The organism is Gordonia sp. LMA167 (assembly GCF_058130025.1).
Map to the genome: position 1 here is coordinate 3920881 of NZ_CM176708.1, position 16037 is coordinate 3936917.

At 66.3% G+C, this 16037-nt stretch carries 13 protein-coding genes; 10 read left to right on the top strand and 3 right to left on the bottom strand.

Annotated features, from left to right (window positions below; genetic code table 11):
- Positions 1–11 precede the first annotated feature (11 nt).
- The 9 genes from uvrC to ppc all read left to right on the top strand — a co-directional run bounded on the left by uvrC (position 12) and on the right by ppc (position 12175).
- Positions 12–2036, top strand: coding sequence for an excinuclease ABC subunit UvrC (uvrC, locus tag ACVT6V_RS17860; protein ID WP_489895069.1), 2025 nt, complete (start codon positions 12–14; stop codon positions 2034–2036).
- Positions 2029–2961 carry an RNase adapter RapZ gene (gene rapZ, locus ACVT6V_RS17865; RefSeq protein ID WP_489895071.1) on the top strand — a complete coding sequence of 311 codons (933 nt, stop codon included), beginning with the start codon at positions 2029–2031 and terminating at the stop codon, positions 2959–2961. The genes uvrC and rapZ overlap by 8 nt, the downstream gene beginning before the upstream one ends.
- The gene (locus ACVT6V_RS17870; RefSeq protein WP_489895073.1) at positions 2958–4007 is read left to right on the top strand and encodes a gluconeogenesis factor YvcK family protein; all 1050 of its coding nucleotides are present in this window, start codon (positions 2958–2960) and stop codon (positions 4005–4007) included. Before rapZ ends, ACVT6V_RS17870 begins: the two co-directional genes overlap by 4 nt.
- Positions 4008–4229: 222 nt before the next feature.
- On the top strand, positions 4230–5207 hold the full coding sequence (gene whiA, locus ACVT6V_RS17875; RefSeq protein ID WP_489900869.1) for a DNA-binding protein WhiA: 978 nt from the start codon (positions 4230–4232) through the stop codon (positions 5205–5207).
- Positions 5208–5369: 162 nt separating this feature from the next.
- Positions 5370–6389, top strand: a complete 1020-nt coding sequence (gene gap / locus ACVT6V_RS17880; RefSeq protein ID WP_489895075.1) for a type I glyceraldehyde-3-phosphate dehydrogenase — start codon at positions 5370–5372, stop codon at positions 6387–6389.
- 33 nt (positions 6390–6422) lie between these two features.
- Positions 6423–7634 carry a phosphoglycerate kinase gene (locus ACVT6V_RS17885; RefSeq protein WP_489895077.1) on the top strand — a complete coding sequence of 404 codons (1212 nt, stop codon included), beginning with the start codon at positions 6423–6425 and terminating at the stop codon, positions 7632–7634.
- A complete protein-coding gene (tpiA, locus tag ACVT6V_RS17890) occupies positions 7634–8425 on the top strand; it encodes a triose-phosphate isomerase (protein WP_489895079.1) in 792 nt (263 codons plus the stop codon). Before ACVT6V_RS17885 ends, tpiA begins: the two co-directional genes overlap by 1 nt.
- Before the next feature lie 622 nt (positions 8426–9047).
- The gene (gene secG, locus ACVT6V_RS17895; protein ID WP_489895081.1) at positions 9048–9281 is read left to right on the top strand and encodes a preprotein translocase subunit SecG; all 234 of its coding nucleotides are present in this window, start codon (positions 9048–9050) and stop codon (positions 9279–9281) included.
- A gap of 56 nt (positions 9282–9337) precedes the next feature.
- Positions 9338–12175, top strand: a complete 2838-nt coding sequence (gene ppc / locus ACVT6V_RS17900; protein ID WP_489895084.1) for a phosphoenolpyruvate carboxylase — start codon at positions 9338–9340, stop codon at positions 12173–12175.
- A 213-nt stretch (positions 12176–12388) separates the two neighbouring features.
- On the opposite strand, the gene ACVT6V_RS17905 is transcribed toward ppc, so the two are convergent.
- Positions 12389–13207 carry an NAD(P)H-dependent oxidoreductase gene (locus tag ACVT6V_RS17905; RefSeq protein ID WP_489895086.1) on the bottom strand — a complete coding sequence of 273 codons (819 nt, stop codon included), beginning with the start codon at positions 13205–13207 and terminating at the stop codon, positions 12389–12391.
- An 84-nt stretch (positions 13208–13291) separates the two neighbouring features.
- On the opposite strand from ACVT6V_RS17905, the gene ACVT6V_RS17910 reads away from it, so the two are divergent.
- A complete protein-coding gene (locus tag ACVT6V_RS17910; RefSeq protein WP_489895088.1) occupies positions 13292–14344 on the top strand; it encodes an alpha/beta fold hydrolase in 1053 nt (350 codons plus the stop codon).
- Positions 14345–14356: 12 nt separating this feature from the next.
- Here the strand turns inward: ACVT6V_RS17910 and pgl are convergent, their stop codons facing one another.
- Positions 14357–15088: a 6-phosphogluconolactonase gene (gene pgl / locus ACVT6V_RS17915; RefSeq protein ID WP_489895089.1), complete on the bottom strand. Its 732-nt coding sequence runs from the start codon at positions 15086–15088 to the stop codon at positions 14357–14359.
- Positions 15088–16002 (bottom strand): glucose-6-phosphate dehydrogenase assembly protein OpcA, encoded by a 915-nt coding sequence (locus tag ACVT6V_RS17920; RefSeq protein ID WP_489895090.1) that lies wholly within the window; start codon positions 16000–16002, stop codon positions 15088–15090. Before ACVT6V_RS17920 ends, pgl begins: the two co-directional genes overlap by 1 nt.
- Positions 16003–16037 lie beyond the last annotated feature (35 nt).

The following is a 16037-nucleotide window of genomic DNA, read 5'->3' on the forward strand; positions in this document are numbered from 1 at the left end:
GCCTGGGATCCGTGGCAGACCCGACAACGTATCGTCCCGCCGCGGGCACCATTCCCACCGATCCCGGGGTGTACAAGTTCCGTGATGCGCACGGCAGGGTCATCTACGTCGGCAAGGCCAAGAACCTGCGGTCGCGGCTGACGTCGTACTTCGCCGACCTCGCGTCGCTGCATCCCCGTACCCGTCAGATGGTGACCACCGCCGCGGCAGTCGAGTGGACCGTCGTCGGTACCGAAGTCGAAGCCCTGCAGCTCGAATACAACTGGATCAAGGAATTCGATCCGCGGTTCAATGTCCGCTACCGCGACGACAAGAGCTACCCGATGTTGGCCGTGACGCTCAACGAAGAGTATCCGCGGCTGTTCGTCTACCGCGGCCCCCGCCGCCGCGGCGTCCGCTACTTCGGCCCCTATTCGCACGCGTGGGCGATCCGCGAGACCGTCGATCTGCTCACCCGGGTGTTCCCGGCCCGGACCTGCTCGACCGGGGTGTTCAAGCGGCATCGCCAGATCGATCGGCCCTGTCTGCTCGGTTACATCGACAAGTGTTCCGCGCCCTGCGTCGGCCGTGTGTCCGCCGAAGAACATCGCGAGATCGTGGACGATTTCTGCGACTTCCTGGCGGGGCGCACGGATCAGATGATTCGCCGACTCGAGCGCGAGATGTCTACGGCAGCTGAAGAACTCGACTTCGAACGAGCGGCCCGCTTGCGTGACGACGTGGGTGCGATGCGTCGGGCGATGGAAAAGCAGGCGGTGGTCCTCGGCGATGGTACGGACGCGGATGTCGTCGCGATGGTCGGGGACGAACTCGAGGTGTCGGTACAGGTCTTCCATGTGCGGGGCGGTCGCGTGCGCGGGCAGCGGGGCTGGGTGGTCGAACGATCCGACGACGGTTCGCTGGGGGAGCAGGTGACCCAGTTCGTCACGCAGTTCTACGGTGCACAGGTCGATCTCGACGCCTCGGTAGAACTCGACGAGCACCGGGCGCGCGGCGAGACGATCCCGCGCGAGGTCCTCGTACCCGAATTGCCCGACGATCACGAGGACCTCCAGTCGTGGCTGTCGGATCTGCGGGGCAGCCGGGTGGCGCTGCGGGTGCCGCAGCGCGGCGACAAGAAGGCGTTGTTCGACACCGTCGCCCGCAACGCGTCAGAGGCCCTGGCGCAGCACAAGTTGCGGCGTGCGGGCGACCTGACTACCCGCTCTGCCGCGCTCACCGAACTGCAGGAGAACCTCGGCCTCGACCAGGCGCCCCTGCGGATCGAATGCATCGACATCTCGCATGTGCAGGGGACAGATGTGGTGGCATCGCTGGTGGTGTTCGAGGACGGGCTGCCCCGTAAGTCGGACTACCGGCATTACGCGATCCGGTACGCCGCCGGCGAGGGGCGTTCCGACGATGTGGCGTCCATTGCCGAGGTCACCCGCCGGCGGTTCCTGCGGCATCGGCAGGACCAGGAGCAGGCCCCGCCGCCACCGATCGATCCGGACACCGCACGACCTCGGAAGTTCGCTTATCCGCCAAACCTTTTCGTCGTCGACGGTGGCGCACCCCAGGTGCACGCAGCCGCCACGGTGCTCGACGAGCTCGGCGTCACCGACGTCGCGGTCATCGGTCTCGCCAAACGGCTCGAAGAGGTGTGGGTCCCCGGCGATGATGACCCGGTGATCCTGCCTCGGACGAGTGAAGCGCTATTCCTGCTGCAGCGGGTGCGGGACGAGGCTCACCGGTTCGCGATCACCTTCCATCGCAGCAAACGCAGCAAGCGGATGACCGAATCCGTCCTCGACGGCGTGCCCGGGCTCGGGCGCACCCGACGCACCGCGCTGGTGACCCATTTCGGGTCGGTCGCGCGGCTTCGGGAGGCGTCCCTGGAAGACATCTCGGGGGTGCCCGGCATCGGCGCGGCGACCGCCCGTGCTGTTCGGGCGGCGCTGGCCGAGGATGCGGCTCCGCCCACCGCAGACCGCAGGCCGTCGGCGGAGAGCCCGCGCCCCGCACCCGACCGAGTGGAGGAACCGACAGGTGACTGAGCGACGAGAAACCGACGGGGTGCCGGCACCGGTGACCCCCGCACCGACGCTGATCGTTCTGTTCGTGGCCGGCATGTCCGGGGCCGGTCGTTCGACGGCGGCCAACGTCCTCGAGGACGACGGTTGGTATGTGGCCGACAATGTCCCACCGACGTTGATCACCACGATGATCGACCTGGTCCGGGAGAGCGACCCGGACATCTTGCGGCTGGCCATGGTGATCCGCGCTTCCGACGAGTCGATCGGCACGCAACTCGACGACCTGCGAAAGTCGTTGGAGGCGTCGGGAGCCCGCACCAAGGTGCTCTTTCTCGACGCCAGCGATCAGGTGCTGGTCCGCCGGTTCGAACAGGTTCGCCGGCGGCATCCGCTTCAGGGTGGTGAGACCCTGGTCGACGGCATCGCCCGTGAGCGTGTGATCCTCGCGCCGATCAAGAATTCCGCCGATCTGGTGGTCGAGACCTCGTCGCTGACGGCGGCAAAGCTGCGCGAGGTGGTCGAGGGTGTCTATCCGCACGACGGGGACGGCCGGCTGAGCGTCGCCGTGCAGTCCTTCGGTTTCAAGTATGGCCTTCCGATCGACTCGGATTTCGTCGTCGACGTGCGTTTTCTGCCGAATCCGTACTGGGTGTCCGAGCTGCGGGAGCAGAATGGTCGCGACGACGACGTCCGCGATTACGTGCTCGGTCAGGACGGTGCGGGACGTTTCGTGGACCTCCACCTCGAGATCATCGGTGTGGTGGCGCCGGGATATCTGCGAGAAGGCAAGCGGTACATGACGATCAGCATCGGATGCACGGGTGGGAAACACCGTAGCGTGGCCATCTCCGAAGAGATCGGTGCGCGTCTGCGCTCGATGACGGACCGGCATGGCACGCCGACGTTCGACGTGCGGGTCCTGCACCGGGATCTGGGGCGCGAATGAGTGGCACCGACGATCAGCAGCGCCGCCCGATGCGGATCGTCGCCCTCGGTGGCGGTCACGGGCTGTACGCCACCCTCACCGCGATGCGCTATCTCAGCCCCGACGTGACCGCGGTCGTCACCGTCGCCGACGACGGCGGTTCGTCCGGACGACTGCGCGCCGAACTCGGGGTGATCCCGCCGGGGGATCTGCGGATGGCCTTGTCGGCGTTGATGTCCGCACCCGCCGCACTCGCGGACCGGTCGAGCGGGGTGCGTCCGATCGGCCGGGACGGTCACGAATTGTGGGCGAGCATCTTTCAGCACCGGTTCGGTGGCAGCGGCGCGTTGGCCGGCCATCCCATCGGCAACCTGCTGCTCGCCGGGCTCACCGAGGTGACCGGGAACCCGGTGGCCGCGCTCGATGAACTCGTCGACGTGTTCGACATCGACGGCCGGGTGTTGCCGATGTCGACGGTGCCTCTGGACATCGAAGCAGACGTCTCGGGTCTGGAGAGCGACCCACGGATCAGCCGGTGCATCCGCGGCCAGGTGGCCGTGGCGACGACTCCGGGGAAAGTCCGTCGCGTCCGGTTGTTGCCGGGCGAGCCCCCGGCCTGCGCTGACGCGCTGGCGGCGATCCGGTCTGCCGATCTGGTGGTACTCGGCCCCGGGTCCTGGTTCTCCAGCGTCATTCCGCATGTGCTGGTGCCCGAGCAGCTCAAGGCGCTCCGGGAGACCACCGCCCGCAAGATGCTGTTCGTGAACCTCGCACCCGAACCCGGTGAGACGACCGGATTCTCGGTGGAACGGCATCTGCACGTCCTTCATGCCCATGCCGATGTCCTCCGGGTGAACGACGTGATCGTCGATGCCGCCTCGGTGCCCGCTGGTCGTGAGCGGGATCACCTTGTCCGGGCCGCGGAGTTGTTCGGCGCACGCCTGCATGTCGGTGACCTCGCGGTTCCCGGTCGGCACGTGCATGACCCCGAGAAAATTGCCACCCTGGTACACGAACTGTGCGAAGGTGAATTGAGTCGATACGCTGTCCGGGCGCAAGAATCTTGAGTGAGTCGTGCACACCGACGGCGGCAGCATGCCGCCGCGGTGATGACACGGGAGCAGGGAGAAACTGCGGTCGCTGACCGCCGCGGCCGGGCCGCGGCGCCCGGCCATCGCGGTCGGGGGACTCGCGAGCGTCGACACGGATCGCGTGACCGACCAGCTCCTGGCGAACCACGGCGTGAACCGGACAGGAGGACCGTGACAGGAGGGCAGGGACCGGTGGCGATGACCGCGGCGGTGAAGGACGAGCTTTCGCGTCTGACGGTGACCCAGGTGAGTTGCCGCAAGGCCGAGGTGTCGGCATTGCTGCGGTTTGCCGGGGGATTGCACATCGTGGCAGGACGGGTGGTGGTCGAGGCCGAGGTCGACCTCGGCAACGTGGCCCGTCGTCTGCGACGCGAGATCTTCGATCTCTACGGCTACGGTTCCGACGTTCACGTGCTGCGCAGCGGTGGGATCCGCAAGGGTGCGCGTTACATCGTCCGGGTCACCAAGGACGGTGAAGGTCTGGCTCGCCAGACCGGGCTGCTCGACCTGCGGGGACGGCCGGTCCGCGGACTTCCGGCCCAGGTGGTCGGAGGCAGCGTCGCCGACGCGGAAGCTGCCTGGCGCGGTGCGTTTCTCGCCCACGGCTCGCTCACCGAGCCCGGACGTTCTTCGGCCCTGGAGGTGAGCTGCCCGGGTCCGGAGGCCGCATTGGCGCTGGTCGGCGCCGCCCGTCGGCTCGGTGTCTCGGCCAAGGCGCGCGAGGTGCGCGGTGCTGATCGGGTGGTGATCCGCGACGGCGAGGCCATCGGTGCCCTGCTGACCCGGATGGGTGCCCACGACACCCGACTGGTGTGGGAGGAACGACGCATGCGTCGGGAGGTCCGTGCCACCGCCAACCGATTGGCGAACTTCGACGATGCGAACCTCCGCCGGTCGGCGCGGGCAGCGGTCGCCGCCGCCGCGCGGGTCGAGCGGGCCCTCGACATCCTCGGCGACGAGGTACCCGATCACCTGATCGCCGCCGGTCAGCTGCGGATCACCCACCGCCAGGCGTCGCTGGAGGAACTCGGTCAGCTGGCTGATCCGCCGATGACGAAGGACGCGGTGGCCGGACGTATCCGACGGCTGCTGTCCATGGCGGACAAGAAGGCCCGTGCCGACGGAATCCCCGACACCGAGTCGGCGGTCACCTCGGATCTGCTCGACGAGGCGTGAGGTGGTGCCGGGAATTCGGCACGATGAATCCAACCCTTCGCATGCTGGACTGAGGTCGTCCTACTAGGCTGAGGTGGGCCCTGCGCGTGACCGTCCTTCGGTGAACGGTGACGCGTTCCCGGCCGCAGGCCTTGATGATGAATACCGCTAAGGAGCACAACAGTGACTGTTCGGGTAGGCGTTAACGGATTCGGCCGGATCGGCCGCAACTTCTTCCGCGCCGTGGAAGCACAGAAGGCTTTGGGTAGCACCGACATCGAGATCGTCGCCGTCAACGACCTGACGGACAACGCGACGCTGGCCCACCTCCTCAAGTTCGACTCGATCCTGGGCCGGCTGCCCGAGGACGTCTCGCTCGAGGGTGACGACACCATCGTCGTCGGCGACAAGAAGATCAAGGCGCTGGCGATCAAGGAAGGCCCCGCCGCGCTGCCATGGGGCGACCTGGGCGTCGACGTCGTCGTCGAGTCCACCGGCATCTTCACCGACGGCACAAAGGCCAAGGGCCACATCGACGCCGGTGCCAAGAAGGTCATCATCTCCGCGCCCGCCAAGAACGAGGACATCACGATCGTGATGGGCGTCAACGACGACAAGTACGACGGCAGCCAGAACATCATCTCGAACGCCTCGTGCACCACCAACTGCCTGGGACCGTTCGCCAAGGTGCTCAACGACGAGTTCGGAATCGTCTCGGGTCTGATGACCACCGTGCACGCCTACACGCAGGATCAGAACCTGCAGGACGGCCCGCACAGCGACCTGCGCCGCGCCCGCGCCGCCGCGATCAACGTCGTGCCGACCTCGACCGGCGCAGCGAAGGCGATCGGCCTGGTGCTGCCGGAGCTGCTCGGCAAGCTCGACGGCTACGCCCTGCGTGTCCCGATCCCCACCGGCTCGGTCACCGACCTCACCGCCATCGTCGAGAAGTCCGCGAGCGCCGATGACGTCAACGCCGCGATGAAGGCCGCCGCCGAGGGACCGCTCAAGGGCATCCTGAAGTACTACGACGCCCCGATCGTTTCGAGCGACATCGTCACCGACCCGCACTCGTCGCTGTTCGACGCCGGCCTGACCAAGGTCATCGGCAATCAGGTCAAGGCCGTTTCCTGGTACGACAACGAGTGGGGCTACTCAAACCGCCTCGTCGACCTGACCGGGCTCGTCAGCAAGTCGCTGTAATCGATCCCACGAATCGCTAGGAGCAACGCCACCATGGGCGTACCCACACTGAAAGACCTTCTGGACGAAGGCGTTTCGGGGCGGGGAGTGCTGGTCCGGTCGGATTTCAACGTTCCGCTCGACGGAACGACGATCACCGACCCGGGCCGCATCCTGGCCTCTCTGCCGACGCTGTCGGCGCTCGTCGACGCGGGCGCCAAGGTGATCATCACGGCGCACCTCGGTCGGCCCAAAGGTGAACCGGACCCCAAGTACTCGTTGGCTCCGGTCGCGGCACGCCTCGGGGAAGAGCTGGGCCGGAATGTGCAGCTGGCCGGCGACGTCGTCGGATCCGATGCGCTGGCCCGTGCCGAAGGTCTCACCGACGGCGACGTGTTGTTGTTGGAGAACGTCCGTTTCGATCCGCGGGAGACCTCCAAGGACGAGGCCGAGCGGGAATCGCTGGCCAAGGCGTTCGTCGAGCTGGTCGGTGACGACGGCGCGTTCGTCTCGGACGGCTTCGGCGTGGTCCACCGTAAGCAGGCATCGGTCTACGACGTCGCCAAACTGCTCCCGCACTACGCGGGCAAGCTGGTCGAGGCCGAGGTGAAGGTGCTGTCCAAGCTCACCGAGGAGGTCGCACGGCCTTACGCGGTGGTCCTCGGCGGCTCCAAGGTCTCCGACAAGCTCGGCGTGATCGAGGCGCTCGCACCAAAGGTCGACACGCTGGTCATCGGCGGTGGCATGGCCTTCACCTTCCTTGCCGCACAGGGGCATCCGGTCGGTACGTCGTTGCTGCAGGAAGACCAGATCGACGTGTGCAAGGGTCTGCTGGAACAGTTCGGGGACGTCATCCGGCTCCCGGTCGACGTCGTGGTGGCCGACAAGTTCGCCGCCGACGCGGAGTCGAAGACCGTCCCGGTCGAGGAGATCCCGGACGGTTGGATGGGCCTGGACATCGGCCCGGAGTCGGTCAAGCGGTTCGCCGCGGTGCTCTCGGGTGCCGAGACCATCTTCTGGAACGGCCCGTCCGGGGTCTTCGAGTTCGAGAAGTTCTCGTTGGGTACACGCGGGGTGGCGGAAGCCATCGCGGCCACCACCAAGGGCGGCGCGTTCACCGTCGTGGGTGGCGGCGACTCGGCCGCCGCCGTGCGCACACTCGGTCTGCCGGACTCGGACTTCTCGCACATCTCGACCGGCGGCGGCGCGTCGCTGGAGTATCTCGAAGGCAAGGAATTGCCCGGACTGAAGGTGTTGGAGAGCTGATGGCAGCGTCGCGAAAGCCTTTGATCGCGGGCAACTGGAAGATGAACCTGAATCATCTGGAGGCGATTGCGCTCGTCCAGAAGATCGCGTTCGCACTGCCGGCGAAGTACTTCGACAAGGTCGACGTCACGGTCATCCCACCGTTCACCGACATCCGCAGCGTGCAGACCGTGGTCGACGGCGACAAGCTCTTGCTCACCTACGGTGCGCAGGATCTGTCGGCACAGGATTCCGGCGCGTACACCGGAGAGATCAGCGGCGCCTTCCTGGCCAAGTTGGGCTGCACCTTTGTGGTCGTCGGTCACTCGGAACGTCGGACCATGCATGCCGAGACCGACGAGATCGTGCTCGCCAAGACCAAGGCTGCGCTCAAGCACGGTCTGACCCCGATCGTCTGCATCGGTGAGGGCCTGGACATCCGCGAGTCGGGCGAACACGTGGCCTACAACGTGGCGCAGCTCAAGGGATCGCTGGCCGGTCTGTCGGCCGAGGAGATCGGGAAGGTCGTCATCGCCTACGAGCCGGTGTGGGCGATCGGCACCGGCCGGGTCGCCAGTGCGCAGGACGCCCAGGAGGTGTGCAGCGCGGTGCGTGCGGCTCTCGGTGAGATCGCGGACGCGGCCACGGCGGCATCGGTCCGGGTGCTCTACGGCGGATCGGTGAATGCGAAGAATGTCGGCGACATCGTCGGCCAGACCGACGTCGACGGTGCGCTGGTGGGTGGCGCCTCGTTGAAGTCCGACGAGTTCGCGAGCCTGTCGGCGATCGCCGCCGGCGGACCCCTTCCGTGACGATTTCTCCCGGTCGCTGAGGGGTCGAGGCGGGCGGGACCCTTCGTGACGCTCGCAAGCTCGCTCCTCAGGGACCGGGTGGTGACGCTCGCAAGCTCGCTCCTCAGGGGCCGGGTGGTGACGGTCGCAAGCTCGCTCCTCAGGGGCCGGGTGGTGACGGTCGCAAGCTCGCTCCTCAGGGGCCGGGTGGTGACGGTCGCAAGCTCGCTCCTCAGGGGCCGGGTGGTGACGGTCGCAAGCTCGCTCCTCAGGGGCCGGGTGGTGACGGTCGCAAGCTCGCTCCTCAGGGGCCGGGTGGTGACGTTGGCCGGCTCCCTCTTCAGGGTGTGGGTGGTGACGTTTGCCCGCTCGCTTCTGGTGTCCTGGGCGGGGGCCATCCTTCCGATCCCTGAGGAGGCCCGGAGCGCCAGCGGAGGGCCGTCACGAAGGGCGGGTGTCAGCGCAAGCAGAGTTCAGAGCATGGTGCACCCGCTGGCAAGCCGTTCCCCAGGCCGCCATAGGGGCCGATCCAGGAGCCCGTCGAACGGCGCGTAGACTGTGGCAGGTTGTGCTGGGCGAGTACGCTCGTTGTCCGGCGCGACCTGCCACAGTTGCATGTATCGACGGACAGGACTGACTACACGTGAAGCTCGCACTCGACATCGGATTGGTCATCACCAGTGTGTTGATGGTGGTGCTGGTCTTGCTGCACCGGGGCAAGGGCGGCGGTCTGTCCTCGCTGTTCGGTGGCGGTGTGCAGTCGAGCCTGTCGGGGTCGAGTGTGGTGGAACGTAACCTCGACCGCTTGACCATCTTCGTCGGTCTGATCTGGGCGATCTTCATCATCGCGATCGGCCTCGAGATCAGCCTCTCCTGACGGCTCACGGCGGCTACGAGATGCCGCCACACCCGGATGCCGGGATACTGGGAGCCATGAGCGAATCGATCCCCTCAGCGGGTGCACCTGCATGGCGACCGTCGATTTCGATCGTCGATCACATCTCCGTCGACGACGAGGGTCGTGCGCTGACCGAGCCTCTGCGTGAGGACATCCGGCTACTGGGCGGAATCCTCGGTGACATGGTCCGCGAGCACTCCGGGACCGACGTCTTCGACCTCGTGGAGAGTGCCCGCGTCGCTGCATTCCGTATCCGGCGATCCGAGATCGACCGGGATGAACTCGCGGACATGTTCACCGACCTCGACATCGGCGTGGCACTGCCGGTCATCCGGGCATTCACCAACTTCGCATTGTTGGCCAATCTGGCCGAGGACATCCACCGCGAGCGCCGTCGCGCCATCCACGTCCGGGCCGGCGACCCGCCGCAGAACAGCAGCCTGGCCGCCACCTATGCCAAACTCGCCGCCGCAGATCTGACCGACGACGAGGTGGGACGCGCGCTCGCCGACGCGACGGTGGTACCGGTGATCACCGCTCATCCCACCGAGACCCGGCGTCGTACGGTGTTCGAGGCGCAGAACCGAATCACCGAGCTGATGCGTTTCCGTGGACGCACCGAACTGACTCCCGAAGAGGACGCGGAGGTGACCGAGGGTATCCGTCGTCAGATCCTCACGCTGTGGCAGACCGCCCTGATCCGTCTCGAACGACTGACCATCCAGGACGAGATCCGCTCGGGCCTGCGTTATTACGACGCCTCCTTCTTCGAGGTCGTGCCCAAGATCAACACCCGGGTGCGGTCCGCGCTGCAGTCGGCGTATCCCGATGCGGGACTCACCGACGACCCGATGCTGCGAATGGGATCCTGGATCGGCGGCGACCGGGACGGCAACCCCTATGTGACCAATGAGATCGTCACGATGGCAACGACATTGGCCGCCGAGACGGCCGTTGCCCATCACCTTGCGGAGCTCGAATTGCTGGCGGTGGAGTTGAGTATGTCCGCCCGACTCATCGATTCCGTCGATGCCCTGCTCGAACTCGCCGGCGTGGCACCGGATGATCCTTCCGCCGACGAGCCCTTCCGCGTGGCGTTGCGCCACATACGCTCACGAGTCGCGGCCACGGCGAACACCCTGTTCGACACCGAGTTCCTCTCATCGAACGACCTGTTCCTGGTCGACGGGAAACAGCCTTACGACTCCGCGGACGAGTTGCTGTCCGATCTCGACCTCATCGACACCGCACTACGTGACAACCGCGATGAGACCATCGCCGACGACCGGCTGCTGCGCCTGCGGGAGAGCGTCCGCACCTTCGGGTTCAACCTCTCGGGCCTCGACATGCGGCAGAACTCCGACATGCACGAGGAGGTCATCGCCGAGTTGCTGGCCTGGGCTGGTGTGGAGGCCGACTATCTGTCGCTCGACGAGGCCGCACGCGTCGAGATCCTCGCGACGGAGCTGGCCGCCCGACGTCCGTTGACACGGCCGGATGCAGCGCTCAGCGAGTTGGCGACCAAGGAACTGAACATCGTGCGTGCCGCCGCAGGCGCGGTGGCCAAGTTCGGACCGCAGGCGGTGCCGAACTACATCATCAGCATGTGCACGTCCGTGAGCGACATGCTCGAGCCGATGATCCTGCTCAAGGAAGCAGGCCTGATCGACATCGACGGTGAGACCGGCAAACTCACGTCGACGGTGCGGATCGTGCCGCTGTTCGAAACCATCGAAGACCTGCAGCAGGGAGCCGAGACACTCTTGGCGGCGCTGGACCTCACCGTCTACCGGGATCTCGTCGACGCCCAGCACGGAATGCAGGAAGTCATGCTCGGGTATTCCGACTCGAACAAGGACGGCGGCTACATGGCGGCCAACTGGGCGCTGTATCGCGGCGAGCTCGACCTCGTCGAGGCCGCCGAGAAGGCCGGGATCCGGTTGCGGCTCTTCCACGGCCGCGGTGGCACTGTCGGCCGCGGTGGCGGGCCCAGCTATGACGCCATCCTCGCGCAGCCGCCCGGCGCCGTCCAAGGGTCGCTCCGGATCACCGAGCAGGGCGAGATCATCGCCGCCAAGTACGCCGAACCAGTTCTGGCGGAACGGAATCTGGAGACCCTGTTGGCGGCGACGATCGAATCGTCGCTGCTCGACGTCGAGGGCCTCGGCGACGAATCCGAGGACGCGTACGCCAACATGGACGAGATCGCCCGGCTGGCGCGCTCGGCATACAGCAAGCTCGTACACGAGACACCTGGTTTCGTCGAGTACTTCACCACCTCGACCCCGTTGTCGGAGATCGGTGCACTCAACATCGGCAGCCGGCCGGCCTCGCGCAAGCAGACCGAGAAGATCTCGGACCTCCGGGCGATCCCGTGGGTGCTGTCGTGGACTCAGTCACGGGTGATGCTGCCCGGGTGGTACGGGACGGGCTCGGCCTTCGAGGAGTGGGTCGGCGACGATGAGCAGCGGTTGGAGACGCTGCGGCGCTACTACGAGAAGTGGCCGTTCTTCCGTACCGTGATGTCGAACATGGCTCAGGTCCTGGCCAAGTCGGATATGGGTCTGGCGCACCGCTATGCACAGCTGGTTCCGGATGAAGAGTTGCGCGACCAGGTTTTCGGCATGATCGTCGACGAACACGAGCGGACCATTGAGATGTGCGCGAAGATCACCGGTACCGACGACTTGCTCTCGGACAACTCCGCCCTCAAGCGGTCGGTGTACAACCGATTCCCCTACCTCGAGCCGCTGAACCTGCTGCAGGTCGAGTTGTTGCGCCGTTTCCGCGCCGGCGACGACGAGCCGCGTATTCGCCGTGGCATCCAGCTCACCATGAACGGCCTGGCGACAGCACTGCGCAACTCGGGTTAGGCGGGTCTGTTGCGAGGGTGATCTCGATACGGTGCCTCGCAGGCTCGGCGCCTACTCGATCAGCGGGAGGTGGGCTCGTCTGCGGGACTTTGATCAGCGGGAGGTGGGCTCGTTCGGCTGGTTGAGCTGCCGGGGACGGGCCGGGCCGATTCCGCTGGTTGAGTAGCAGCGGGGCGAGCTTGCGAGGTCCGCCGCGTATCGAAACCCGTTGAGTCACTCCGCAAACCGATGCGCAGCATTGCCCCTCACACCTGGTGACACGTCTGGGCAGAGCTGGATGGAGTGATCATAGAACCGCTCGTCGAGGGGCAGGTAGGGGATCGGTGCCTCGTCTGCGACACCACCGAGGCGATCGGCGAGGTCGGACTCGACGGATCTGATCGTCGAGTCGTCGATGTCGCGAGCTCCCGTGATGAGGTGGGGGCGCAGGGTGTCCATGCCCGTGTACCAGAATGTGCCGTGCAGTGTGGTCCAGAGGACGTCCTCGACGTCGCCACTGATCCCACGTGGTCCGAGGCTGCCGGGTCGGTCGCCCGCGGTGACGATCGTCAGGGCCCTCCTGCCGGCAAGGCCTCCATCGCCGTACTTGCGCGCGCGCCCGGTGCCGGGATCGATGACGTCATAAGCGAATCCGCCCTCGAAGACGCGGTCGATCCACCCTTTCATGATCGCAGGCATGCCATACCACCAGAGTGGGAACTGCATGACCAGGAGGTCGGCGTCGAGGAGCTTGCGCTGTTCCGAGACGACGTCGGCGCCGCCTTCGTGGCGCAGCACCGGATCCCAGCCCATCGCGTAGAGGTCTGATTCCACAACATCCCAACCGTTCTCGGTCAGTACCCGGGAACCGAACGTGGTGAGGTGCCGGTTGAGGGATCCTTCGTCAGGGTGTGCCGTCACCCACAGGGCTCGCATGCCCGGTGTAACGCGGTGGCTCAGGCAGAACATTCCGTTGCCCAGACCAAGACCGGAGCCTGCAACAGTCGCGTGGCAGTGCAGGCGATCGGCGAGATGGGCGCGATCCCGCGACATTTCGGGAGCGCGACCGTACCATCGAGATATTCCATCCAGATGGAACTATTCCGAATGTTGAATACCTGAGAGTTGGTCGTGACCATGCCCGTGCCCACGGATGCGCAAATCTTCGAACTCGGCGACTTCGGCCTGCAGAGCGGTCTCACGCTGCGTGGCGCCCGACTCGCCTACAAGACCTTCGGGACGCTCAACGAGGACAAGAGCAACGTCATCGTGTATCCGACCTGGTACTCGGGATGGCACAGCGACAACGAATGGCTGGTCGGCACCGACAAGAAGGCCCTGAACCCGGATCGGTGGTTCATCGTGATCCCGAACATGCTGGGCAACGGCCTGTCGACGTCTCCGTCGAACGCCCCCGCACCGTTCGACCACGCACGGTTCCCCCTGGTCACGTTCTACGATCAGGTGCAGGCGCAGCATCGTCTCATGACCGAGCTGTTCGGCGTCTCGTCGATCGCACTGGTCACCGGATGGTCGATGGGAGCAGGGCAGACTTATCAGTGGGCCGTGAGCCACCCGGATATGGTCCAGCGTGCGGCGCCGTTCTGCGGATCGAGCGTGACGGCGCCACACAACAAGGTGTTCCTGGAATCCTTGGAGGTCGCGCTGAAAGCTGATGCGGCGTGGGCCGACGGTGACTACGCGCCGGACGCGTGGCCGTTGAAAGGGCTCCGCGCGTTTGCCAGGATCTATGCAGGGTGGGGCTTCTCTCAGGCCTTTTACTGGCAGGAGGAGTGGCGATCGATGGGGTTCACCTCGTTCGATGACTTCCTCTACGGGTTCTGGGAGGCTTTCTTCCGCGACGGACGGGACCCGAACAACCTGGTCGCATTGTTGCGGACGTGGCACGCCGGCGATGTCGGGGCGACCCCTGGATTCGGCGGGGACACCGAGGCCGCGCTGCGTGCCATCAGATGCCCATTGCTCGCGATGCCCGCGGAGAAGGATCTCTACTTCCCGCCGGAGGACGAGATGTGGGCGACGCAATTCATCGAGCGCGGCGACGTCGCGGTGATTCCGGGCGTGTGGGGACACTTCGCCGGCGGCGGTGCCAACCCCGTCGACATCGACTTCATCGACACAAAAATCGCCGAACTGCTTGCGGCCCCGGGACTCGCCGACATCGGCTAACCGGGCGTGCGGTCAGAGCTTGCCGGCGGCTGCTCGGTCGAGGAACCAGACGGTCTCGTCGGTGCCGTGGGCGCCGGCACAGGGCCAGTCGTTCGCATGGGCGCCGGTATGTGCGGCCCAGACGGCCTCGGCCTTGTCAGCCCCCGCCACGAGGAACCAGACCGCCTTGCTGCGGTTGACCACGGGCAGGGTGAGGGTGATCCGACGGGGCGGCGGCTTCGGCGAATCCTCAACCGCGACAACGGTCTTCTCGGCTTCGGCGGTCGCCGGGGTGTGCGGGAACAGCGAATTGATGTGGCCTTCTCCACCCATACCGAGCAGGTGTAGGTCGAAGTGCGGTACCGCCCCCGGACCGAATCGGCCGAGCACGGCGGCGTAGGCCGCTGCCGCGGCGTCGATGTCGTCACCGAACTCACCGTCCGACGGTGCCATCGGATGGACCCGCGCGGGGTCGATGGCCACATGGTCGAGCAACGCTTCTCGGGCCTGACCGTAGTTTCGTTCCGGATCGTCCTCGGGCACGAAACGATCGTCACCCCAGAACAACTCGACACGAGACCAGTCGATGTCACCGCTGTCGGCGGCGAGGGCACTCAGGATCGCGACGCCGTTGCTTCCGCCGGTGAGCACCACCGACGCCACACCGTGGTCGGACTGGGCTCGGGTGACGAGATCGACGAATCGGTGAGCGGCGGTGCTGACGAGCTCAGTCTTGTCATCGAACACAAGGGTTTCCGGAGTCATCAGGCCGCTCCTTGGACATCGATCTCTTTCACACCGGCCAGCGCCTGCTCGAACACCTCGTCGATGTCGAGCCGCCGGAGCTCCTCGGCGAGGAGAAGAGGCAGTTCGCGACGGGTCATCGCCACCCGTCCGTCGGGTTTGCCCGGCATACTCAGCACGGCGTTGTTGTTCTCGTCCAGCGACAGAATGGTCGGACCGTCGTCGCGCATGAGCCGGACCTCGAAGCTGCCGATGCCACGGTGTGTCGGTACCTTCAGCGCAGAGCGGAGCCATCCGGCGAGTAGGTCGATACCGGGGGAGTGGCCCGGACCCGTGACCTTGACCTCGGTGATCGGCGTGTGGGGTGGCCGATCGACCGCAGACGCGAGCAGCGCCCGCCAGTGGGTGATCTGTGTCCATGCGAGGTCGGAGTCACCCGGCGCGTAAGCAGCGAGGCGCCGGGCGAGAACGGTCTGCGGGCTCGCGCATCGGTTCGCATCGAGGATGCGTCGCCGACCCAGCGAACCCATCGGATCGGCTGCCGGATTCTCCGGCGCCTCGCCGGGCCACCAGGTGACCACGGGGGTGTCCGGGAGGAGGAATGGGGTGACCACCGAGCGTGGGTGCTCGGCCAGATCGCCCTGCAGCGTCAGCAGCACGACCTCGGAGGCTCCGGCGTCCCCGCCGACGCGGATCTCGGCGTCGAGGCGTGACTCCGCGTCCCGATCACCTCGGGTCACGACGATGACCCGGCTCGGGTGCTCGCTGCTGGCGCCGATGGCCGCCTCGATGGCCCCTTCGGTCGGTTCTCCGTGCTCGGCGCACACCACGAGCGTCAACACACGCCCGAGGCTGATCGCGCCGCCCGATTCACGGACCTCGACGATCTTCTTCGCGACCTGATTGGTGGATGTGTCGGGCAACTCGACGATCATCGTGCATCATCCTGTCGTTGTCGGGCGCTGTCGGT